Genomic DNA, 19,085 nt, shown 5'->3' on the forward strand with positions numbered 1-19,085 from the left:
GAGGAGCGAGGGGGGGGGGGGGGGGGGGGGGGGGGGGTGGTGGGAGGGGGGGGAAAGATGCCTTGACAAGCACCCCCGAACCGCAGGGAAGGCTTCGTATCGGGGTGCAGGGCCGGGTGTGGCTGCGCTGGTGAGTGAGGTGCGCGGGCTGCGGTTGTGGGTGGGGCCGGTGGGTTAGCGGCCGGGTAGTTTTTCGACTGGGGCTTCGGCTACGACCGGCCAGGATGCTCCGGCTTCTCCGGCGGCTCGGGTTCCCGGGATCAGCGGGACCTTCCTTCCGGACCGTTCGGCCAGTTGGGTTTCCACCTCGTCTAGGAACTCGTCGACCTCGCGTTCGTCGTAGCCTCGCTTGCCGATCAACGGCTTGGAGAACAGCACGTGGTGGACCTCGGCCGCGGTGAGATCGTCCTCGTCGGCCAGCGTCTTGGCGATCCGCCGCACGAAGTCGTCGACCTCCTGCTTGGCGTAGCCGCGGCGGCCGATCGGGGCGTTACCGAAAGCGACCTCAGCGAGATCATCGGCGGTAAACGGCATGGATCATTCTCCGATTCAGGGTCGGGGCAGTGCAGAACTCCTGCTCCCGTCCTAACCGGTCGCCGCCACCCCGGGAAGGCCGAGCCTGCCCGGACGACTCGATCAGGGGTCCAGAAGCCGCCCATCGAGTGAGAAATTCATTACGGACGGGCACTGCGGCTCACCCACACGCACAACGGTGGTGCCAGATCTCAATGCCGCACCAGGGAGAAAAGAGACAAAAGGCTCAGGCGGCGTGGAAAGCGTTCTGCGCGGCGGCCAGGCCTTGCGAAATCAACGCCTCGGTGGCGTCCGCGCACCGGTCGATCTCGAACGGGAGCTCCTTGCGCTCGACCGTCGAGAAATCTTTCAGCACGAAATCCGCCGGATCCTGTCGTCCTGGCGGTCGCCCGATGCCGAAGCGCACGCGGTAGTAGTCGCGCGTGCCGAGCGATTTGGTGATGGATCGCAGTCCGTTGTGGCCGTTGTCGCCGCCGCCGAGCTTGAGTTTCAGCGCGCCGAAATCGACGTCCAGTTCGTCGTGGACCACGACGACACCGGAGGGCGGGACCTTGAAGAACCGGGCCGCGCCGACCACTGGTCCGCCGGAGAGGTTCATGAACGACCTCGGCTTCACCAGCGCTACGCGGGACCCCGCGAGCCTGCCCTCGAGCACCTCGGCCCCGCTGCGGTGGGCCTTGAACTTCCCGCCGATCCGGCCGGCCAGCTCGTCGAGCACCATGAACCCGACGTTGTGCCGGTTTCCGGCGTATTGCGGCCCGGGATTGCCAAGGCCGGCGAGCAGAATCAGCTCGCCGGCCCCGGGCAGGTCTTCACTCACGAAGAGGAGTTTATTCGGCCGCTTCGGCAGCGGCTTCCTCGGCTTCGGCGTCCTCGTCAGCGGTGCCGCGCGGGGCCTCGTTGACGGCGACGACCAGCGCCTCGGGGTCGGTGACCAGCTCGGCGCCCGAGGGCAGGGAGACCTGGCCCGCGGTGATCTGGGTGCCCGCCTCGACGCCCTCGACGGAGACCTCGAACTGCTCCGGGATGTGCAGCGCCTCGACCTCGACCTGGATGGTGTCGAGGTCCTGGGCGACCAGGGTGGCCGGGGCCGCGGTGCCGGTGACGACGACCGGGACGTCGACGGTGACCTTCTCGCCGCGCTTGACGACCAGCAGGTCGACGTGCTCGATGTAGTTCTTGAGCGGGTGGACCACGATGGTCTTGGTCAGCGCCAGCTCCTCGGCGCCCTGCAGGTCGAGCGTGATGACGGCGTTGGCGCCGTTCTCGCGCACGACGCGGGCGAACTCGATGGCCGGCAGCGCGAAGTGCCGCGGGTCCGAGCCGTGCCCGTAGAGCACCGCGGGGATTTTGCCGGCGCGACGGGTGCGGCGGGCGGCACCCTTTCCGAACTCGGTGCGCGGTTCGACGGAAAGACGTACCTCGGACACGGTGTAGCACTCCTTCAATCACACGACGTGCGGCAGGGGGCGGCGGGATCGTCGATCTCTGCTCGGGGGCGGTTGCGCACGGCGGCGAGATTGCGGGCGTGAAGTGACCACGGGGCTTCTCGAGCCGCCGCGTCGATCACGCCGGGCACCTACAGGCGCACCCGCCTCGCCGAGACAACCCGAGAAGTGTAAACCAGCCGGTCCGCGAGACCGCGCACCGGGTCGGCCCGCTGTCCCCCGCGTGGGTGGGTGACGACACAATTCCCGTCCCGCACCCCGATTCGCGGGGGTGGCATGATTCCCGCGGAAAGAGGGGCGGCCGACATGCGGGCTCGATGGACTGCGACAGCACTGGTGCTGCTTGGTGGGCTTCTCGCGGGCTGCCAGGTCGCGGTGACCGGCACGGCGGGACTGTCCGATGCCGACCGGCAGCTGGCTACGCAGCGTGCACAGCAACAGACGGCGATCGACGCCGCACTGCAGGCCTTGGAGCAAGCGCCGGCGCTGCAGTACGACGCGACGGTGAAAGACGGGGCCGGTACTCCGGCGACGCTGACCTACCGCGTCGCGCGCGACGGCAACGGCTTCGGCGCGCTGCCGCTGGAAGGCAAGCCGGTGCGGATCACCGAGCCGGACGGGCAGCTGTACCTGGCGGCCGACGCGGACTACTGGAAGTCGCACGGCCTGGAAGAGAACAGCACCCAGTTCGGCGGCGGATGGGTGCACACCGTCGGCAGTGAACTGCCGCTCGACCCGGCCGCGCGGATGGCCCCGCCGAAGCTCGCCGGCGAACTGCGCAAGGCGCTCGGCGGACTTGGCTCCGGCGCTCCGCGGAAGCAGAAGCTTCCCGACGGCACCGAGGTGTACGACCTCGGCGGCGCGCTGCAGGTGACCACCGCCGAACCGCACCGGGTCACCGGGTTCGCCCCGGCGCTGCTCGACCCGCGCGGCGGCCCGAAGCTGGGTGCGGCGTTCCGCGTCCGGCCGCTCAGCGAGGCCGAGATCAAGCAGTTCCACAATGATTTCAACGGCGCGGTCGACGCGATCGGGCAGCCGTTCGACGGGCTCGCGCAGGCGAGCGTGACGGTGCTCAACGACAAACTCGACTGCCAGGACTACGTCGGTTCCTGCAAGACCACAGTGGACGTTTCGAACAGCGTCGTCGGCAATCAGCCGGGTTCGAAACCGAACGTGCACATCAAGCTTTCGGTGGAAATCAGCGCGGACACGCTCGGCTCGCAAAGCTGTGCCACGGAGGGCGACGCCGCCGCCGACGCGACCATCACGATGTCCTGTTCGGTCAAGTTCACCCTGCCCAACCGCACCGCGAGCTACCAGGTGCTGGCGAAGCCGACGGCGGTCGCCGAGGTGCGCTCGCCGCTCGACGCGAACGCGGTGAAGGCCAAGCTGGCCACCGCTTTCGCCGCGCTCGGCGGCTGACCTGCACGCTCACCTCGAGGTGCGTTTCTTCCGTTGAAGTAGCCGAAGACCCGTCCTTACCATCGGCCGGGTCGAGAGTGTTGAGACGGACTTTTTCGAGGAGCGGCAATGAGCAAGCTGGTGGTGTTCGGCGCAACGGGATTCGCCGGCGGCCGGATCACCGACGAGGCGCTGCGGCGCGGGCACTCCGTGACCGGAGTCGCGCGCAAGGCCGAGGGGCTGCCTGCCGAGGTCGAAGCGCGGTCGGGGTCGATTCATGACGCGGAATTCGTCGCTTCGGTGGCCAAGGGCGCCGACGTGCTCGTGGTCGCGACTCCGGGCCGCGCGGACGACGAGGGCCGCCGCCTGGTGGACGCCCTGCCGAAGCTGGTCGACGCGGCTCGCGCGAACGGCGCGCGGCTGGCGTTCGTCGGCGGCGCCGGTTCGCTGCGCGTCAGCGAGGACGGCCCGCGCGTGATCGATACTCCGGAGTTCCCGGAGGAGTACAAGCCGGAAGCGGGCAGCCACGTCCTCGTCCTGGAGGCCCTGCGCGAGCTTCCGGACGACATCGACTGGTTCTACGTGAGCCCGGCGGCCGAGTTCGGTTCGTGGATCCCCGGCGAGCGCACCGGCAAGTTCCGCCTTGGCGGCGACGTGCTGGTCAGCGACGCCGACGGCCGGTCGCACATCAGCGGCGCGGACCTGGCGATCGCGTTCCTGGACGAGATCGAGGAGCCGAAGCACTCGCGTTCCCGGTTCACCCTGGCGTACTGAGGGCGGAACCCGGCGGTGCTCGCTTGCGCGGGCACCGCCGGGGCGCCTCAGCCGGGAGATCCCGCGGTGCACACGAATTTCGCGGCGTGCGCCGGGTCGAGCGCGTTGGTGACCAGGTTCCACACGTTGAGGTCGTAGGCCTCGCCGATGTGCCCGACCGGGTCGAACGGGCAGGTGTCCTGGACGTACTCGTTCGTGACGCCCGGTTCCCGCACGAAAGACGTTTCGGTGGGCGTGACCAACTCGTCGAAGCGCGAGGTGAGCACCGTGTAGCGGACGCCGGGCTGCGCGATGGGACCGTTCGTGAGCGTCTGGACCGCGCTGCCGTCGGTGATCAGGTTGTCGCAAGCCGGGCAGCCGAACGCGGTGAGCGCCTTGCCGACCTCGTCGCGAATCCCCAGCAGATAGGCCAGTTTTGTCAGATTGGCGAACGTGGTGCCGTGCACGGGCGGCGCGATCGCGACCACGGAGCCGATCCGGTCCGCGATGCCTTGGGTCTTCGTGACGTACAGGGTCTGGAATCCGCCCTCGGAGTGGCCGACCAGATCCACTTGCGCCGCACCGGTTTCCGCCAGTACTTCGCCGATGAACTGCTTGATTTCCGTTGCGGAGTCCGCGATCGGGCGAAGTCCGCCGACGACCGGGAATTGCGAATACGCGCCGTAGGTTCTGCTAAAGGTGCAGTATCCCTTGGCCGCGACGTGGTCCTGGAGGAAATTCAAGTCCTCATAGGACGTCGCGCCGAGTCCGTGCAGGAATACCACCGGGCGCGGATGCGCCGAACTCGGCCGGCACGCTGGATCGTTGACGCCACCGGACGTGGCGGCGGTGGCTGGAGCGGCGAACGCGGCGGTCAGCAATGCCGCGGCGGCCAGGACGATGCGCAACCTCATCGGAGCGGTCCTTCCCTGTCGTCCTTGACAGTGGATACCCGTGGGTATTGGATACCTGAAAGTATTGAGCGGGCTGAGGCAGTGTCAACCCCCGGATGAGGGAGAAGCCGATGACCGGCCGGACGCGGCCGACGCGGGCGGAGACCCGGCGGCGCATTCTCGACGCGGCTTTCGCCGTGTTCGGAGAACAGGGCATCGCCGCGACGAAACTGACCGAGGTGGCCGCGGCGGCCGGGTTGACGAAAGGCGCGGTCTACTCGAATTTCGCGTCGAAAGACGAGCTGGTGCTGGCGTTGATGGAAGAGCACGCCGCGCACCGGCTCGAGGCGAGCCTGGCGAGTTTCGCCGAAGCAGGCGACGGCGGCTCCGGGCTGGCGAACGTCGCCGCGGTGCTGATGTACGAAATGCGCGCCGACGCGGTGTGGCACCGGTTGCTGGCCGAGTTTTTCGCGATGGCGCACCACGACGACCGGCGGCGCGACGCATTGCGCCAGCGCCGCCGGGAGGTTCGCGACACGATCGCGCGCGCCTTGAACCGGCTCGCCGAGGGCTTGGACCTCGAACTTCCTTTGCCCGCCGAGGAATTCGCCGTCGTGCTGCTCGCGCTGAGCAACGGTTTGGCCGTGGAAGCCGACATCGACGACGAAGCCGTGCCGGACGGTCTCCTCAGCCGGGTGCTTACGCTCATCGCCGGAGACGCCGTCGCGAAAGTGCAGGCGGCGGCTAGCGACCCCGCAGTTCAGCCACCACCGGAGCGAAAGTCTCCATCATCGCCTCGAACACGGTGAAGTAGGAGAAGCCATACCGCTCGCGCTGGCCGATCAGCTGCTGCACCATTTCGTCCACTGTGCCGAAGAGAAGCTGCGGTGCCCTCAGCAACTCGTCGACGTCCGCCGCGCTGCGTTCCTCAGTCTCGGCGTGCCATTCCGCAGCGGCCTCGCGACGGTTCTCGGTGACCACCACGCGCTGGATCAGCATGTTGTAGTCGATCTCGCGATCCCCTGCCAGGGAACGGAAATACGCGACGCGCTCGTCCAGCGCCACGTCGTTGTCGAGCACGAACGTGCCCGGCGGACGGCCGCGATCCTGGCGAAGACCAGCGAACCCGACGATGTCCGCCTGCTCCGCCGCGAGCTTCAGCACGCCGTCGCTGTTGCCCGCGATCAACAGCTTCGGCATACCGCCCTCGTCCTCGACGCGCGTGCGCAACTCGTCGAGACCTTCGGTGAGGTACGCGATCCGATCGGCGGCTTTGCGCCACGGCAGCCCGGCGTCGTCGAACTCGTGCTTCATATGGCCCGAGCCGAGCCCGAGTTCGAAGCGACCCTCGGTGAGTTTGTTGGTAGTGGCGACGTCGCGGGCGAAGAGCGCGAGGTTGTAGAAGGGCACATTGGACACCAACGTGCCGACCCGCACCCGCTCGGTCACCGCGGCCGCGGCCGTGAGCGCGGGAAACGGCGACAACCGCCCCGGCCCGAGATGGTCGGGCACCGTCAGATGGTCGTAGCCGAGCTCCTCGGCGCGCCGGCATTTTTCGGTCCACTCAGTCCCGTTGGCGGTGAGCCGCAGGCTGACGCCGAATTCGAAGTTCCCCATGGCTTGGACGCTAGCCAGTCCCGGACGGGTGATGCACTGGTTTTCGCCCCCGGCGGAACCCGTTTTTGTCGTACCCCCTCGTTAGCTTCGGGGGCATGGTGTTGTCGAAGGAAGAACGGGAACAGTTTCTGGCCGAACCGCACATCGGCGCGCTCTCGGTGGTCGAGCGCCCGGACCGCGCGCCCCTCACGGTGCCGATCTGGTACCAGTACACGCCGGGTGGCGAGCTGTGGGTGATCACGCCACCGGAATCACGCAAGGCGAAGGCGATCGAGGCGGCCGGTCGATTCAGCCTGATGGTGCAACGGGTCGAGCCGACGGTCCGGTACGTGTCGGTGGAGGGCCCGGTGGTGCGGACGCGGCCGGGCAGTCATGAGCTGACGTGGGAGATGGCTTCGCGGTACCTGCCGGAGGACAAGGTGGCGGGGTATGTGGAGTTCGAGCGGACGCAACTGGGGGAGCACATGGCGATCCATATGCGCCCGGAGAGGTGGTTGTCGGCGGATATGGGCGAGGCTTGAGGGGTTTGGGGTTCGCTGGGTGAGTGGTGCGGAGTTGAAGGGAGGGGTGCGGTTGGTGGGTGGTGGCGGGGCCGGGCCAAGGCGGCGGCGTGACTAGGACGAGCTGAGCCGCGGCTAGGTCGAGGCGGCGACGTGGTCGGTCCGGGCGACGCGGTTGGCGATGCGGCCGAGCAGCGCTGCAGCTCGGTTGAGTGGCGAGGCCGGGTCTAAGCGGCGATCTGGCCTGGGCTGGATGACTGCGCGATTCGAGCCGGGTGATCGACGGCTCGAGCCGTCGAGCGCGCCCGGGCTGGAAGACACGACCTGGGTGGACCGCCTCCCGATGCGTGGTGCTTCTGCCACCGCCGAGCCGTTCCGCCCTCGACGCAACCTGGGACGAACAGCGCTGCCCCGTGCCAAGGGCCGCGGATCCCGTGGCTAGTCGTACCGCGCGGGTGCGGCCCGGCCGCTCGGCAGAGCGATTCAGCCAAGCACCGGCGAGCGCCCAAACGACACGGCCCGGGGCCAGCCGATGCGGCCCACCTCAGGCCGCACCGCCCACCCCGGGCCGTGTCGTTCAGTTCAGTTCAGAAGAGCAAGGCTCAGGCGTTGCCGTCGAAGAGCGACGTGACGGAACCGTCCTCGAAGACCTGCTGGATCGCCTCCGCGAGCATCGGTGCGATGGACAGCACTGTCAGGCCCGGGAAGTGCTTCTCTTCCGGGATCGGCAGCGAGTTCGTCACGATGACCTCGCGCGCCTTGCACTGCGAGAGGCGCTCGGTGGCCGGGTCGGAGAGGATGCCGTGCGTGGTCGCGATGACTACGTCCGCGGCGCCTTCCTCCAGCAGGGCCTCGGTGGCCTTCACGATCGTGCCGCCGGTGTCGATCATGTCGTCGATCAGCACGCAGAGCTTGCCCTCGACCTTGCCGACCACGCGGTTGGCCACGGCCTGGTTCGGCTTGTCCGGGTCCCGGGTCTTGTGGATGAACGCGATCGGCCGGTCGCCGAGCTGCTGCGCCCACTTCTCGGCGAGCCGCACGCGGCCCGAGTCCGGGGAGACAACCGTAATGTCCGCGTCGCCGTAGGTCGCCTTGATGTGGTCGGCGAGCACGGTCTGCGCCATCAGGTGGTCGACCGGGCCGTCGAAGAAGCCCTGGATCTGCGCGGTGTGCAGGTCGACCGTCATGATCCGGTCCGCGCCCGCGGTCTTGAACAGGTCCGCGATGAGCCGCGCCGAGATCGGCTCGCGGCCCTTGTGCTTCTTGTCCTGGCGCGCGTACGGGTAGAACGGCATGACCACGGTGATCCGCTTGGCGCTCGCGCGCTTGAGCGCGTCCACCATGATCAGCTGCTCCATCACGTACTCGTTGATGGGCGTGGTGTGCGCCTGGATCACAAACGCGTCGGTACCGCGCACCGACTCCTCGAACCGCACGAACAGCTCGCCGTTGGCGAACGTGTGCGCGGTCTGCGGGGTGATCGTCACGTTGAGGTGCTTGGCGACCTCTTCCGCGAGCTCGTGGTGCGCACGGCCGGAGAAGAGCATCAGATTCTTCTTCGGCGTACCTGACTTCGGACTCATGCTGGCGACTCCCCGTCGGTTCCTGCTGCTGACTCGGACACAACGGTGTCCTGCTGCTGGGCGGCGAGTGCGGCTTCCGCCGCCTCCGCCGCGGGCGTGCCCGGCCTGCGCCGGACCGCCCAGCCTTCGATGGTGCGCTGCGGACCGGCCGACAGCGCCAGTGAGCCAGGCGGGACGTCGTCGCGGATCACCGCACCGGCTCCACTGTAAGCGCCGTCCCCGATCCGCACCGGCGCGACCAGCGTGTTGTCCGCCCCAAGCCGGACATGCGAACCGACGACGGTCTGGTGCTTGCTCACCCCGTCGTAGTTCACGAACACACTGGAACAGCCGATGTTGCTGTGCTCGCCGACGATCGCGTCGCCCACATACGTGAGATGCGGCACCTTCGTCCCGGTGCCGATTTGCGCGTTTTTCGTCTCCACGAACGCGCCCAGCTTGCCCTTCGCCCCGAGCTTCGTGCCCGGGCGCAGGTACGTGTACGGGCCGACGTTCACGCCGTCGCCCAGCTCAGAGCCCGAACCGTGCACGCGGACGACCGACGCTCCGGCCCCGATCCGCACGTCGGTGAGCGTGGTGTCCGGGCCGACCACGGAGCCCTCGCCGACCGAGCAATGGCCCTTGAGCTGGGTGTTCGGCTCGATCACCACGTCACGGGACAGCGTGACGTCCGCCTCGATCCAGGTGGTGTTCGGATCGGTGACCGTGACGCCTTCGCGCTGCCAGCGGCGCACGATGCGGCGGTTGTACTCGGCGCCGAGCACCGAAAGCTGCACGCGGTCGTTTACGCCCTCGGTGACCCACGGGTCGTCGACCACCAGCGCGCCGACGCCCTTGCCGTCCTCGCGCGCGATGCCGAGAACGTCGGTGAGGTAAAGCTCACCCTGCGCGTTGTCGGTGGACAGCCGCGAGAGGCCGTCGATCAGCACCGCCGCGTCGAAGGCGTAGACGCCGGAGTTGATTTCGGTGATCGCCCGCTGCTCCGGCGTCGCGTCCTTGTGCTCGACGATCGCGCTGACCGAACCGTCGCCGCCGCGGACGATGCGGCCGTAGCCGGTCGGGTCGGCGACCTCGGCGGTGAGCACGGTGACCGCGTTGCCCGTCTTGACGTGCTCGGCCCGCAACGCTTCCAGGGTTTCGGTGTCCAGCAGCGGGACGTCGCCGTAGCTGACGACGACGGTGCCGGTGAGTCCCTCCGGCAGTTCGGCCAGCGCGCACGAAACGGCGTGCCCGGTGCCCTTCTGCTCTTCCTGCACGGCGGTGGCGACCTCGCGGCCGAGAGCCTCGCCGACCCGGTCGAGTTCGGCGCGCACGGCGTCGCGGCCGTGTCCGATCACGACCACCAGATGCTGCGGCGCGAGGCCGGCGGCGGCGCGCACAGCGTGTTCCACCAGCGGCCTTCCGGCGATCGGGTGCAACACCTTAGGAGTGGAGGAACGCATGCGGGTGCCCTCACCCGCAGCGAGGATCAGCGTGCTCAGCGGGCCGCTCACGAGTCTCCCAACGATTCACCGGTGCGTTGACGAGCACCAACGATCCTACGTGGGGTCCTCAGCGCTCCACGCGGGGTCGGTCGGAGCGGTTTCCCCAGGCCAGCCGCTCGTGCCGTCGCCAGCCATCGAGTTGGCCGACGCCACCTGGTTGCCTCCGCCGCGTTTTGCTTCGTACATCGCCGCGTCCGCGCGCGCGAGCACCTGCTCGGCCCGCTCCTGCGGACGCAGCGACACCAGGCCGATGGACAACGTCACACCGTGGGAAAGGTGATGCGGCAGCGTCGCGACGGACTTGGCCGCGCGGCCGAGAGCCATTTTCGCGGCCGACGCCGGCGCACCGGGCAGCAACACGATGAATTCGTCGCCGCCGTAGCGGGCCACCACGTCGTCGCCGCGCAAGGCGTCGCGCAGAGTGCTTGCGACAACACGCAAAACGTTGTCGCCTTCGGCGTGCGACTGCTTGTCGTTGACGCCCTTGAACCCGTCGAGGTCGACCAGCGCGACCGCGAGCGGCTGCGCGTCCGCCGACGACGCCAGCGCGCGCAGCCGTTCGTCGAGCGCGCGGCGGTTCGGCAGGCCGGTGAGCGGATCTTGCAGTGCTTGCTGGGTGATCGCGCCGTGCTCGGCGGAAAGCCGTTCATGCTCGCGGCGCGCGTTCAGCGTGGCGATCTGCGATTCGCGCAGCGCCCACATTTCGGTTTCCAGCGCGGTCGCGTAGTCGATTAGCGACTGGCTCGCGGCTTCCGGGTCGAGCCGGGCGAGTTCGCGGGAGAGGGTGAGCCGCATCGACGGCTGCGAGACGTCCTTGGCCAGCACTTCGCGGGACTCGCGCAGCACTTGCAGCGCGTCGCCGCGGCGGCCGGCCGCGTCGAGACAGCGGGCCAGCGCGATCGCGACCAGCTCTTGCTCGTGCGGGTAGTGGTGGCCGAGATGCATGCCCTGCAGGCGTTCGACGTGTTCGGCCGACGGGTCGTGCAGCGCGAGCGCCGCGGCCAGCACGCCGACCTGGTCGACCGCGGAGACCCCGATTTTGCGCGGGAACAGTGATTCGGCGAACGGGCCCTCGGCGGCTACCGCCATCGACGCTGCGGTGCGGAACTTCTCCGCGGATTCGTCGTACTGCTCGATCCGTTCGAGCCGGAGGCCCCAGCCGAGCAGCATCTTGACCCGGTTCATCAGCTGCAGGGTGATCTCGTGCGGGCTCGCGCTTTCCCGGATCGCCTGGTGCGCGCGGCCGATCACCTCCTCGGCGGCCTCGTAGACGCCGAGCTGGTTGAGCACTATCCAGCAGTCGATGAGCGCCATCGACTGCATGCGGTTCCAGTTGCGGACGCCGACCTGGCGGTCCGGGATCGTGGAATCGTCGAGGATCGCCAGCGCGCGGGCGATCTCGGTGAGCGCGGCGTCCTCCTGCGCGGCGAGCACCAGCCGGCGCCCGCGCAGCGCGTGCGCGTCCGCGCGCAGCAGCGACAGGCCGTGCCGCCGGGTGTGCGCGAGCATTTCGTCGAGCCGGGGTTCGGCTTCGGCGGCGAGACCGCGAGTGACGAGCCGGGCGAAGGCGGACGCCCGCAGCAGCTGGGCGACGAGCGTGGGTTCACCCCTGCGGAGGGTTTCGTCGAGCAGCTCGTCCATGATCTTGACGATCTCGAGCTGGTTTTCGTGTTCCTGGCGCTGAACGGCCGCGATGAGCTCCCGCGCGCGCCCCACCAGCCACGCGTCCGACATTTCGACCAGGGTCGGGCGACGGGCGCCCGCGGGGTCGCTCGGTTGCTCGCTCAGCCGCCCCCACTCCCATCGCCCTCGCCGGATGTGCAGCTCCGCCGCCAGGATTCGAACCTGAACTGTCAGAACCAAAATCTGAAGTGCTGCCGATTACACTACGGCGGATCGGTCCTGGTCAGGATAGCGATGATCGAGGACGGGGGCGCCAGGAGGGGGAGGCGTGCGCCACAGAGCCGTCCCGGGCACCGGGCAATCGGACTTTTCGGGCCTCCACAGCGCCGGAAACCTCCTGTACCGTAACTTACGACACCGTAGGTAAGGGCACCCTTCGCAAGGGGTTGTGAGAGGAAAGAAGTGAGCGCATGACGGCCACCCTCGATCGTTCTCAGTCAGCGGGAGACCCGCCTAAGGGCCCCAAGCCGATCATCGAAGGACAGCGGTCGATCGGCGTCCAGCTGTCGGTGTACTTCGGGGTGCTGCTGCCGATCGTGGCGTTGCTGGTCGCGGTTCCGTTCGCCTGGGGCTGGGGGCTGACCTGGCTGGACGTCGCGCTGTTCGTCGTGTTCTACGGGATCAGCGGCCTTGGCATCACCGTCGCCTACCACCGTTACTTCACCCACGGGTCCTTCAAGGCGAAGCCGTGGCTGCGGGTCGTGATGGCGATCGCGGGCAGCATCGCGTTGCAGGGACCGGTGATCACCTGGGTGGCCGACCACCGGCGCCACCACGCGTTCTCCGATCGCGACGGCGACCCGCATTCGCCGTGGGCGTACGGCACCTCTCCGCTGGCCATCGCCAAGGGTTTCTGGCACGCGCACATGGGCTGGCTGTTCGACCGGGACCAGAGCAACCAGGCGCGGTTCGCGCCGGATCTGGTGAAGGACCCGGCCATCCGCAAGGTCGACGACCTGTTCTGGCTGTGGTCGCTGGTGAGCCTGTTCGGCCCGGCGCTGCTGGGCGGGCTGATCTCGTGGTCGCTGTGGGGCGCGGTGACGGCGTTCTTCTGGGCGGGCCTGGTCCGCGTCTGCGTGCTGCACCACGTGACCTGGTCGGTCAACTCGATCTGCCACATGATCGGCGAGCGCCCGTTCGCCGCGCGCGACCGTTCGGCGAACTTCTGGCCGCTGGCGATCTTCTCCTTCGGCGAGTCGTGGCACAACCTGCACCACGCCGACCCGACCTCGGCGCGGCACGGCGTGAAGCGCGGCCAGATCGACATGTCGGCGCGGCTGATCTGGATCTTCGAAAGGTTCGGCTGGGTGCACGACGTGCGCTGGCCGACCCCGCAGCGGCTGGCCCGGATCGCGGCTGAGACCAAGTAACGGTCGCGGGTGGCAATCCCGGTTCTGACCGGGATTGCCCCGCACGACTACCCTGCTCCGAATGGCGGGGAGACGACGGGCGAAACGAGAAGCGGCGGTCACCGGTGCGCGGCCGGCCGCACCGGTCGCCCGCGTGCGCATGACCGGCAGCGAACGCAGGCAGCAGTTGCTCAACGTGGCACGCGCTTTGTTCGCGGAGAAGGGTTTCGACGGCACCTCCGTCGAGGAGATCGCCGCGCGGGCGAACGTGTCCAAACCGGTGGTCTACGAGCATTTCGGTGGCAAGGAAGGCATTTACGCCGTCGTTGTCGACCGCGAGACGCAGTTGCTGCTCGACCGGATGATCTCGACACTGCACGGCGGGCATCCTCGAGTGATGCTGGAGCAGGCTGCCGTCGCGTTGCTGAGTTACGTCGAGGATTCCCACGACGGCTTCCGTATTCTCGTCCGCGATTCGCCGGTCGCCAGTTCCACCGGGACCTTCTCGACGGTCCTCAACGACATCGCCAGCCAGGTCGAGCACATCCTCGCGCAGCAGTTCGCCGCGCGCGGGTACGAGGAGAAGCTGTCCGCGCTTTACGCGCAGGCGCTCGTCGGCATGGTCGCGCTCACCGGGCAGTGGTGGCTGGACGCGCGCAAACCGAAACGCGACGAGGTCGCCGCGCACCTGGTGAATCTCGCCTGGAACGGATTGTCCCACCTGGAAAACAAACCCCGGCTGCTCGGCTGACGGCTCAGCCGCCGGACGGCGCGTTGCTCAGATCCACTACGCAGAACAGGTTGCCGTCCGGATCGGCGAGGACCACGAAATCCGGCTCCGGCGGGTAATGCTCCCAGTCGACCCGTTGGGCACCCAGTCCGATAAGCCGTTCCACCTCGGCGCGCTGCTCGTCCGCGGTGTCGGTGTAGAGGTCCAGGTGCAGCCGAGGCTTGGGTTCGGCGGGTGATTCGCTTCGCATCAGCCCGAGTACATGCGCACCATTGGGCTGGGCCAGCGTCCGCCACGTCGCGCTCGCCCATTCCGGGTCTTCGACGAGCCCGAGCGCCTCGGACCAGAACCGCATCGCGCGTTCGACGTCGCCGACTCCGAGCACCGTGATCCCGAGTCGCAGCATCAGCTCAGTTTCCCTTGCGCGTGCAGGTCGTCGAGGATCAGCTGGACCGTCGCCGACACCCGGTCGCGGTCGGCGTGGACGAGCCAGCCGAACGATTCGATCTCGCTGCTCGGTTTCAGCTCGCCGGTGTATTCCGCCGTGTAGCAGGTCATCCGCACCGCGACGCCGTCCGCTTTGCCGTGCGCCTGCGCTTCCCAGGTTCCGGCCAGCTGGGCCGTAGCCGGGTCCAGTGTCACGCTCAGTTCTTCGGCGATTTCCCGGACCAGCGTTTCGACGTCCGACTCGCCCTCTTCGCGTTTCCCGCCGGGCAGGTACCAGGTGTCCTTGCCCGCCGAGCGCGCGGCGAGCAGCTTGCCGTCGACCACGTGCAGCCAGGCGACTTTGTCGATGGTGGGCATGACCGCCACCCTACCTCCGCGCCCGCCGGTCCAGGTCCGCGAGCAGGATGCGAAGGAGATCGGCCAGCTGCTCGCGCTGTGCCGGGGACAGCGCGGACACCAAGGTTTCCTCGTGCTCCAGCAGATCGCCGACGGTCCGCTCGATCAGCTCGTGCCCGGCTTCGGTCAGCTCGACGTACACCCCGCGACGGTCCGAAGTGGACTTGATCCGGCGGACGTGGCCGTCGCGTTCGGCGCGGGCGGTTTGCTGCGAAATCGCGCCGGGGCTGACCCGGCAGCGTTTCGCGAGTTCGCCCGCGCTGAGCCGGTACGGCGGCCCGGCCCGGCGCAGCGTGCTGAGCAGGGTGCGGGTGGAGGCGTCCATGCCGAGTTCGAGCATGGTCGCGCGCCGGTCGTCCTCGAGCAGTTTCGCGATGTGCCAGATCCGCGTGATCACGCCGATGGACGACACCGGCGTGCCGGGCCGCTCGCGCAGCCAGGCCCGCTGGATCTCGTCCACCTCGTCGCTTGACGCGTTTTCCCCGTCGCCGGTACCGTCGTCCACGGAAGTATTTTAGCAATAAAGGACGTGGGGATGAATAGGGAAGCAGTGGTCACCGGGGGCGGCACCGGAATCGGGTACGCGATCGCCGCGGCGCTGGTCCGGTCCGGCGACCGGGTCACGATCACCGGACGGCGCGAGGACGTGCTCACCGAGGCGGCGACGCTGCTCGGCGCGCGTGCGGTGAGCTTCGACGCGAGCGATCCCGAGGCGGTCGAGGCGGCGCTCGACCAGCTGCCCGAACGGGTGGACGTGTTGGTGAACAACGCTGGCGGCAACACGAATTTCCAGCATGGGGACAGCCGGGACCTGAAAGCGCTCGACGCTGCCTGGACGGCCAACCTTCGCGCGAATCTGTTCAGTGCGGCGTTCGTGACGACGGCGCTGCGGGACCGGCTAGCCGACAACGGCCGCATCGTCACCATCGGCTCGATCGCCGGGCACACCGGAGCCGAATCGTACGGCTGGGCGAAGGCCGCGGTGGAAGTGTGGAATACCGAAATCGCGCGTCAATTCGGACCGCGCGGGATCACCGCGAACATTGTCGCGCCGGGGTTGATCGTGGACACCGAATTCTTCCGCGGCAAGCTTTCCGCGGAACGTCAGGAGCGGCTGGTCGAGAACACGATGACGAAACGCGCGGGCAAGCCCGACGACGTCGCGGAGGTAGTGCGGTTCCTCGCTTCCCCGGAGGCCGGGCACGTCACCGGCCAGGTCGTGCACGTGAACGGCGGCGCGTACGTCGGCTGAGGTCAGCTCGGGGTCACGCGCAGCACTTTGTCGTTGCTGCCGTTGGAGGTCGTCACGTACAGCGAGCCGTCCGGCCCGCTCCGGGCGGCTCGCAACCGGCCGAATTTGTCGTTGAATTCCGCTGGCAGCGTCACGCCGGTGACCTTCGCGGCCGCGTCCAGGTGCAGCAGCAGGAGTTTCTGCCCCTTCAACGCCACCACGACCAGCGCGCCTTCGTTCGCGCCCCATTGCTTGCCGGTGAGGAAGGCGTCGCCGCTGGTCGCCTCGGTGATCTGGCCGGTGGTCCACAGTGGACGAACCGCGTCCGGGAACCGCTTGGTGTCGGTCATCGGCACGCTCTCGTCGTAGTTCGGATCGGTGCCGCCCTTCGACGGATCCCAGCCGTAATTCCCGCCGGGCCGCAGGAGATTCACCTCGTCGTCGAACGCCGGTCCGTGTTCGGAGGTGACCACCTGCCCGGTGCCCGGCCGGATCGCGACGCCTTGCACGTTCCGGTGGCCGTAGGTGTAGATCCGGCGCTCGTTCGGGTCGGCGGAGGACAGGAATGGATTGCCCGGCAACGGTTCCCCGGTTTTCGCGTCGATCCGCAGCACCTTGCCGCCGAGGCTGTGCCGGTCTTGGGCCACCGTGGACCGCGCGGTGTCGCCGGTGCCGACGAGCAGCGCGCCGTCCGGAGCGAGCGTCGGGCGGCAGCCGGAATGCCGTCCGCTCGGGTTCACCGGCAGACCCGTCAGGAGGTCGCGCACCTTGGCCGCGCTCGCCCCGTCGTCGGCGAGCCGCCAGGTGACGAGCCGGACGTCCACCGCGCGGCCGTTTTCCTGGTGGGTCTGGCAGGTGGTGAACTCGCGCGAGGCCGCGAAATCCGCAGCCAGGACCAGGCCCATGAGTCCGCCCTCGCCTTGCACGAGGACGTCGGAGAAATCGGCGCGCACTTCGCTCGTCCGGCCGTCGCGGATCAGCGCGAGCTTGCCGGGGCGCTGCGGCACGAGCAGCGAACCGTCGGGCAGGAAGGCGACGTCCCAGCCGTGTTCGAGGCCGTCCGCGACTTCTCGCACGGTGAACCGGCCCGGCTCCGGCTTCGCTGGGGTCGCCGGTGCCGCGGAGCAGGCGGCGAGCAGCAGGACGGAGGTGAGCAACGCGAGGAGACGCATGGCTCCAGCATGCCCCGATTCAGCCGCCGGGACGTACCAATCCGGATTCATACGCGAACACGACGGCGTGCACCCGATCCCGCAGCCCGAGCTTGTTCAGCAGCCGTCCGACGTGCGTCTTCACCGTCGTCTCGCCGATGAACAGCGTGCCGGCGATCTCGGTGTTCGACAGTCCGCGCGCGATCAGGCCGAGCACGTCCTTCTCGCGTTCGGTCAACGTCGCGAGTTTCTGCTCGTCCAGCGGCGTCCGGTGTGCGCTGAGGTAGCGGTCGAGCAGGCGTTTCGTGACCGACGGCGACACCATCGCGTCGCCGCGCAGCACGCCGCGGATCGCAACCAGCATCTCGTCCGACGGCGCGTCCTTGACCAGGAACCCGCTGGCCCCGGCGCGAAGCGCGGAGTAGGCGTACTCGTCGAGGTCGAAGGTCGTGATGACCAGCACCGAGGTGTCCGGCAGTTCGGCGCAGATCCGCGCGGTGGCCGCGACGCCGTCGAGCACCGGCATCCGGACGTCCATCAGCACGAGCTCCGGCCGGTGCGCGCGGGCGAGTTCGACGGCTTCCGCGCCGTCGCCGGCTTCGGCGACCACCTCCAGGTCGGGCTGGCTGTCCACGATCATCCGCAGCCCGACGCGCACCAGTTCCTGGTCGTCGCAGATCAGCACGGACGTCATGCGGCGTCCGTCCGCAGCGTGGCGGACACGCGGTAGCCGCCGTCCGGCAGCGCGCCGGTTTCGAGTTTGCCGTGGTACATCGCGACGCGCTGGGCCATGCCGGTGAGCCCGCGTCCGGACCCGGGCAGGCCCGTCGCGACGGGCTGCCGTCCGCCGGAGTTGGTGACCTCGACATGGATTTCCGGACCGGCGAAGGTGACCCGGACCCGGCCGGTCGCGTCGGGCGGCGCGTGTTTGAGCATGTTGGTCAAGGCCTCCTGGACGATGCGGTACGCCTGCAGCGCGACGCCGGCGGGCAGGTCGGCGATATCGCCGTTGACTTCGAGCGTGACCTCACGGCCCGACTGTGCGACGAGTGTGCGCAATTGGTCGAGCGTCGGCTGCGGAGCGCGCGCGGGTTCGCCAGCATGCATCACTTCTAACAGCCGCCGCAGTTCGGCGAGCGCGGAGCGGCCGGTTTTGCTGATGGTGTCGAGCGTACGGTCGACAGCGTCAGGATCGTGGTGGCGCGCGAGCTTCGCGCCTTCGGCGTTCAGGACGATCACGCTCATGCTGTGTGCGAGTACGTCGTGAAGCTCGCGCGCGATCCGTGTGCGCTCTTCGGCGACTGACGCGCGACTGCGGGCCTGTTCCTCGGACGCTGCCAGTTCCGCTCTTAACCGCTCCTCTTCGGCGAGTTGTTCCTTCGTGCGGAAGAACGCGCCGAGTGCCCACGCCGCCAAGTACAGCGGCACCGGGCCGAGGATGGTGAGCGTCGGGTTCAGCGTGTGGGCGCCCCAGGTGAAAGCCCAGAAGGTGTCCAGCCCGGCGACAGCTACCGCGAAGCCGATGAACCATCTGTCGCCGGCTTTCACGAGCGTGTACAGAACGACAGCCATCGCGAGATCGCTACGGCCGCGGTCGTATGCCCACACTTCGTTGGTGTAGACGAGCGCCACCCCGATGAGGATCAGGAGCGCGACTGTGCGCGGGTAGCGGCGACGCAGCAACAGCGGCAGCAGGAACAGCATCGAAACCATGCGCAGCGCCCAGGTCTGCTGATCCGCGATGTTGGGTCCGAAGGCCACGAAGACGACGTACAGCGGCAAGTCCAGCAACCAACGCTGCTCGCGTACCCACTTGACCAGTCCACGCACGAAACGAACGTAACGCTCGGTCGTCGTCTCGCGCGTCGTTCCGGAGGATGGCCAT

General features: G+C 68.5%; 21 protein-coding genes and 1 tRNA gene. 7 read left to right on the top strand and 15 right to left on the bottom strand.

What is annotated here, in order from left to right; genetic code table 11:
- Positions 1–174 precede the first annotated feature (174 nt).
- The 3 genes from ACZ63D_RS08930 to ACZ63D_RS08940 form a co-directional block, all read right to left on the bottom strand.
- Complete coding sequence (locus ACZ63D_RS08930) at positions 175–534, bottom strand: DivIVA domain-containing protein (protein WP_465353743.1); 360 nt, start codon at positions 532–534, stop codon at positions 175–177.
- Between the two features lie 226 nt (positions 535–760).
- Positions 761–1,354, bottom strand: coding sequence for an aminoacyl-tRNA hydrolase (gene pth, locus ACZ63D_RS08935; RefSeq protein WP_465353744.1), 594 nt, complete (start codon positions 1,352–1,354; stop codon positions 761–763).
- 10 nt (positions 1,355–1,364) lie between these two features.
- On the bottom strand, positions 1,365–1,964 hold the full coding sequence (locus ACZ63D_RS08940; RefSeq protein ID WP_465353745.1) for a 50S ribosomal protein L25/general stress protein Ctc: 600 nt from the start codon (positions 1,962–1,964) through the stop codon (positions 1,365–1,367).
- Positions 1,965–2,288: 324 nt separating this feature from the next.
- Between ACZ63D_RS08940 and ACZ63D_RS08945 the strand changes: the two genes are divergently transcribed.
- Both ACZ63D_RS08945 and ACZ63D_RS08950 read left to right on the top strand, forming a co-directional pair.
- Positions 2,289–3,404: a hypothetical protein gene (locus tag ACZ63D_RS08945; RefSeq protein WP_465353746.1), complete on the top strand. Its 1,116-nt coding sequence runs from the start codon at positions 2,289–2,291 to the stop codon at positions 3,402–3,404.
- Between the two features lie 108 nt (positions 3,405–3,512).
- Complete coding sequence (locus ACZ63D_RS08950) at positions 3,513–4,157, top strand: NAD(P)-dependent oxidoreductase (RefSeq protein ID WP_465353747.1); 645 nt, start codon at positions 3,513–3,515, stop codon at positions 4,155–4,157.
- A gap of 47 nt (positions 4,158–4,204) precedes the next feature.
- Here ACZ63D_RS08950 and ACZ63D_RS08955 read toward each other — a convergent pair whose 3' ends face one another.
- On the bottom strand, positions 4,205–5,050 hold the full coding sequence (locus tag ACZ63D_RS08955) for an esterase/lipase family protein (RefSeq protein ID WP_465353748.1): 846 nt from the start codon (positions 5,048–5,050) through the stop codon (positions 4,205–4,207).
- 110 nt (positions 5,051–5,160) lie between these two features.
- On the opposite strand from ACZ63D_RS08955, the gene ACZ63D_RS08960 reads away from it, so the two are divergent.
- A complete protein-coding gene (locus ACZ63D_RS08960; protein WP_465353749.1) occupies positions 5,161–5,838 on the top strand; it encodes a TetR/AcrR family transcriptional regulator in 678 nt (225 codons plus the stop codon).
- On the opposite strand, the gene ACZ63D_RS08965 is transcribed toward ACZ63D_RS08960, so the two are convergent.
- Entirely contained in the window at positions 5,774–6,646 is an 873-nt protein-coding gene (locus ACZ63D_RS08965) for a TIGR03621 family F420-dependent LLM class oxidoreductase (RefSeq protein WP_465353750.1), read from the bottom strand. The two genes, ACZ63D_RS08960 and ACZ63D_RS08965, sit on opposite strands and share 65 nt — an antisense overlap.
- Before the next feature lie 95 nt (positions 6,647–6,741).
- On the opposite strand from ACZ63D_RS08965, the gene ACZ63D_RS08970 reads away from it, so the two are divergent.
- Positions 6,742–7,167, top strand: coding sequence for a pyridoxamine 5'-phosphate oxidase family protein (locus tag ACZ63D_RS08970; RefSeq protein WP_465353751.1), 426 nt, complete (start codon positions 6,742–6,744; stop codon positions 7,165–7,167).
- Positions 7,168–7,748: 581 nt separating this feature from the next.
- Here the strand turns inward: ACZ63D_RS08970 and ACZ63D_RS08975 are convergent.
- From ACZ63D_RS08975 to ACZ63D_RS08990, 4 genes are all read right to left on the bottom strand, one after another.
- Positions 7,749–8,729, bottom strand: coding sequence for a ribose-phosphate diphosphokinase (locus ACZ63D_RS08975; protein WP_409184979.1), 981 nt, complete (start codon positions 8,727–8,729; stop codon positions 7,749–7,751).
- Positions 8,726–10,222, bottom strand: a complete 1,497-nt coding sequence (gene glmU / locus ACZ63D_RS08980; RefSeq protein WP_465353752.1) for a bifunctional UDP-N-acetylglucosamine diphosphorylase/glucosamine-1-phosphate N-acetyltransferase GlmU — start codon at positions 10,220–10,222, stop codon at positions 8,726–8,728. The genes ACZ63D_RS08975 and glmU overlap by 4 nt, the downstream gene beginning before the upstream one ends.
- A gap of 45 nt (positions 10,223–10,267) precedes the next feature.
- Positions 10,268–11,947, bottom strand: a complete 1,680-nt coding sequence (locus tag ACZ63D_RS08985; protein WP_465353753.1) for a GGDEF domain-containing protein — start codon at positions 11,945–11,947, stop codon at positions 10,268–10,270.
- Positions 11,948–12,037: 90 nt separating this feature from the next.
- Positions 12,038–12,109: transfer RNA gene (locus ACZ63D_RS08990), tRNA-Gln, on the bottom strand.
- 197 nt (positions 12,110–12,306) lie between these two features.
- Between ACZ63D_RS08990 and ACZ63D_RS08995 the strand changes: the two genes are divergently transcribed.
- Together ACZ63D_RS08995 and ACZ63D_RS09000 are read left to right on the top strand one after the other, a co-directional pair.
- Complete coding sequence (locus ACZ63D_RS08995; protein ID WP_465353754.1) at positions 12,307–13,266, top strand: acyl-CoA desaturase; 960 nt, start codon at positions 12,307–12,309, stop codon at positions 13,264–13,266.
- A 139-nt stretch (positions 13,267–13,405) separates the two neighbouring features.
- Entirely contained in the window at positions 13,406–13,996 is a 591-nt protein-coding gene (locus ACZ63D_RS09000; protein ID WP_134667546.1) for a TetR/AcrR family transcriptional regulator, read from the top strand.
- Positions 13,997–14,000: 4 nt separating this feature from the next.
- Here ACZ63D_RS09000 and ACZ63D_RS09005 read toward each other — a convergent pair whose 3' ends face one another.
- The 3 genes from ACZ63D_RS09005 to ACZ63D_RS09015 are packed head-to-tail and all read right to left on the bottom strand — an operon-like array spanning position 14,001 to position 15,323.
- Entirely contained in the window at positions 14,001–14,381 is a 381-nt protein-coding gene (locus ACZ63D_RS09005) for a VOC family protein (RefSeq protein ID WP_465353755.1), read from the bottom strand.
- On the bottom strand, positions 14,381–14,779 hold the full coding sequence (locus ACZ63D_RS09010; protein ID WP_465353756.1) for an NUDIX hydrolase: 399 nt from the start codon (positions 14,777–14,779) through the stop codon (positions 14,381–14,383). The genes ACZ63D_RS09005 and ACZ63D_RS09010 overlap by 1 nt, the downstream gene beginning before the upstream one ends.
- 10 nt (positions 14,780–14,789) lie before the next feature.
- Positions 14,790–15,323: a MarR family winged helix-turn-helix transcriptional regulator gene (locus tag ACZ63D_RS09015; protein ID WP_465353757.1), complete on the bottom strand. Its 534-nt coding sequence runs from the start codon at positions 15,321–15,323 to the stop codon at positions 14,790–14,792.
- A 24-nt stretch (positions 15,324–15,347) separates the two neighbouring features.
- Between ACZ63D_RS09015 and ACZ63D_RS09020 the strand changes: the two genes are divergently transcribed.
- Positions 15,348–16,070, top strand: coding sequence for an SDR family NAD(P)-dependent oxidoreductase (locus ACZ63D_RS09020; RefSeq protein WP_465353758.1), 723 nt, complete (start codon positions 15,348–15,350; stop codon positions 16,068–16,070).
- A gap of 2 nt (positions 16,071–16,072) precedes the next feature.
- Here ACZ63D_RS09020 and ACZ63D_RS09025 read toward each other — a convergent pair whose 3' ends face one another.
- The 3 genes from ACZ63D_RS09025 to ACZ63D_RS09035 are packed head-to-tail and all read right to left on the bottom strand — an operon-like array spanning position 16,073 to position 19,030.
- Positions 16,073–17,221 carry a PQQ-dependent sugar dehydrogenase gene (locus ACZ63D_RS09025; protein WP_465353759.1) on the bottom strand — a complete coding sequence of 383 codons (1,149 nt, stop codon included), beginning with the start codon at positions 17,219–17,221 and terminating at the stop codon, positions 16,073–16,075.
- Between the two features lie 19 nt (positions 17,222–17,240).
- Positions 17,241–17,894, bottom strand: a complete 654-nt coding sequence (locus ACZ63D_RS09030; protein WP_465353760.1) for a response regulator — start codon at positions 17,892–17,894, stop codon at positions 17,241–17,243.
- Positions 17,891–19,030 carry a sensor histidine kinase gene (locus ACZ63D_RS09035; protein ID WP_465353761.1) on the bottom strand — a complete coding sequence of 380 codons (1,140 nt, stop codon included), beginning with the start codon at positions 19,028–19,030 and terminating at the stop codon, positions 17,891–17,893. The genes ACZ63D_RS09030 and ACZ63D_RS09035 overlap by 4 nt, the downstream gene beginning before the upstream one ends.
- Positions 19,031–19,085 lie beyond the last annotated feature (55 nt).

It is taken from the genome of Amycolatopsis sp. NPDC104775 (assembly GCF_055583325.1).

What these genes read in the sequence shown, in the direction of transcription:
- ACZ63D_RS08930 (WP_465353743.1), bottom strand. Translation starts at nt 534, where the DNA reads ATGCCGTTTACCGCCGATGATCTCGCTGAGGTCGCTTTCGGTAACGCC.
- ACZ63D_RS08945 (WP_465353746.1), top strand. Translation starts at nt 2,289, where the DNA reads ATGCGGGCTCGATGGACTGCGACAGCACTGGTGCTGCTTGGTGGGCTT.
- ACZ63D_RS08950 (WP_465353747.1), top strand. Translation starts at nt 3,513, where the DNA reads ATGAGCAAGCTGGTGGTGTTCGGCGCAACGGGATTCGCCGGCGGCCGG.
- ACZ63D_RS08955 (WP_465353748.1), bottom strand. Translation starts at nt 5,050, where the DNA reads ATGAGGTTGCGCATCGTCCTGGCCGCCGCGGCATTGCTGACCGCCGCG.
- ACZ63D_RS08960 (WP_465353749.1), top strand. Translation starts at nt 5,161, where the DNA reads ATGACCGGCCGGACGCGGCCGACGCGGGCGGAGACCCGGCGGCGCATT.
- ACZ63D_RS08965 (WP_465353750.1), bottom strand. Translation starts at nt 6,646, where the DNA reads ATGGGGAACTTCGAATTCGGCGTCAGCCTGCGGCTCACCGCCAACGGG.
- ACZ63D_RS08970 (WP_465353751.1), top strand. Translation starts at nt 6,742, where the DNA reads ATGGTGTTGTCGAAGGAAGAACGGGAACAGTTTCTGGCCGAACCGCAC.
- ACZ63D_RS08975 (WP_409184979.1), bottom strand. Translation starts at nt 8,729, where the DNA reads ATGAGTCCGAAGTCAGGTACGCCGAAGAAGAATCTGATGCTCTTCTCC.
- ACZ63D_RS08985 (WP_465353753.1), bottom strand. Translation starts at nt 11,947, where the DNA reads ATGTCGGACGCGTGGCTGGTGGGGCGCGCGCGGGAGCTCATCGCGGCC.
- ACZ63D_RS08995 (WP_465353754.1), top strand. Translation starts at nt 12,307, where the DNA reads ATGACGGCCACCCTCGATCGTTCTCAGTCAGCGGGAGACCCGCCTAAG.
- ACZ63D_RS09000 (WP_134667546.1), top strand. Translation starts at nt 13,406, where the DNA reads ATGACCGGCAGCGAACGCAGGCAGCAGTTGCTCAACGTGGCACGCGCT.
- ACZ63D_RS09005 (WP_465353755.1), bottom strand. Translation starts at nt 14,381, where the DNA reads ATGCTGCGACTCGGGATCACGGTGCTCGGAGTCGGCGACGTCGAACGC.
- ACZ63D_RS09010 (WP_465353756.1), bottom strand. Translation starts at nt 14,779, where the DNA reads ATGCCCACCATCGACAAAGTCGCCTGGCTGCACGTGGTCGACGGCAAG.
- ACZ63D_RS09025 (WP_465353759.1), bottom strand. Translation starts at nt 17,221, where the DNA reads ATGCGTCTCCTCGCGTTGCTCACCTCCGTCCTGCTGCTCGCCGCCTGC.
- ACZ63D_RS09030 (WP_465353760.1), bottom strand. Translation starts at nt 17,894, where the DNA reads ATGACGTCCGTGCTGATCTGCGACGACCAGGAACTGGTGCGCGTCGGG.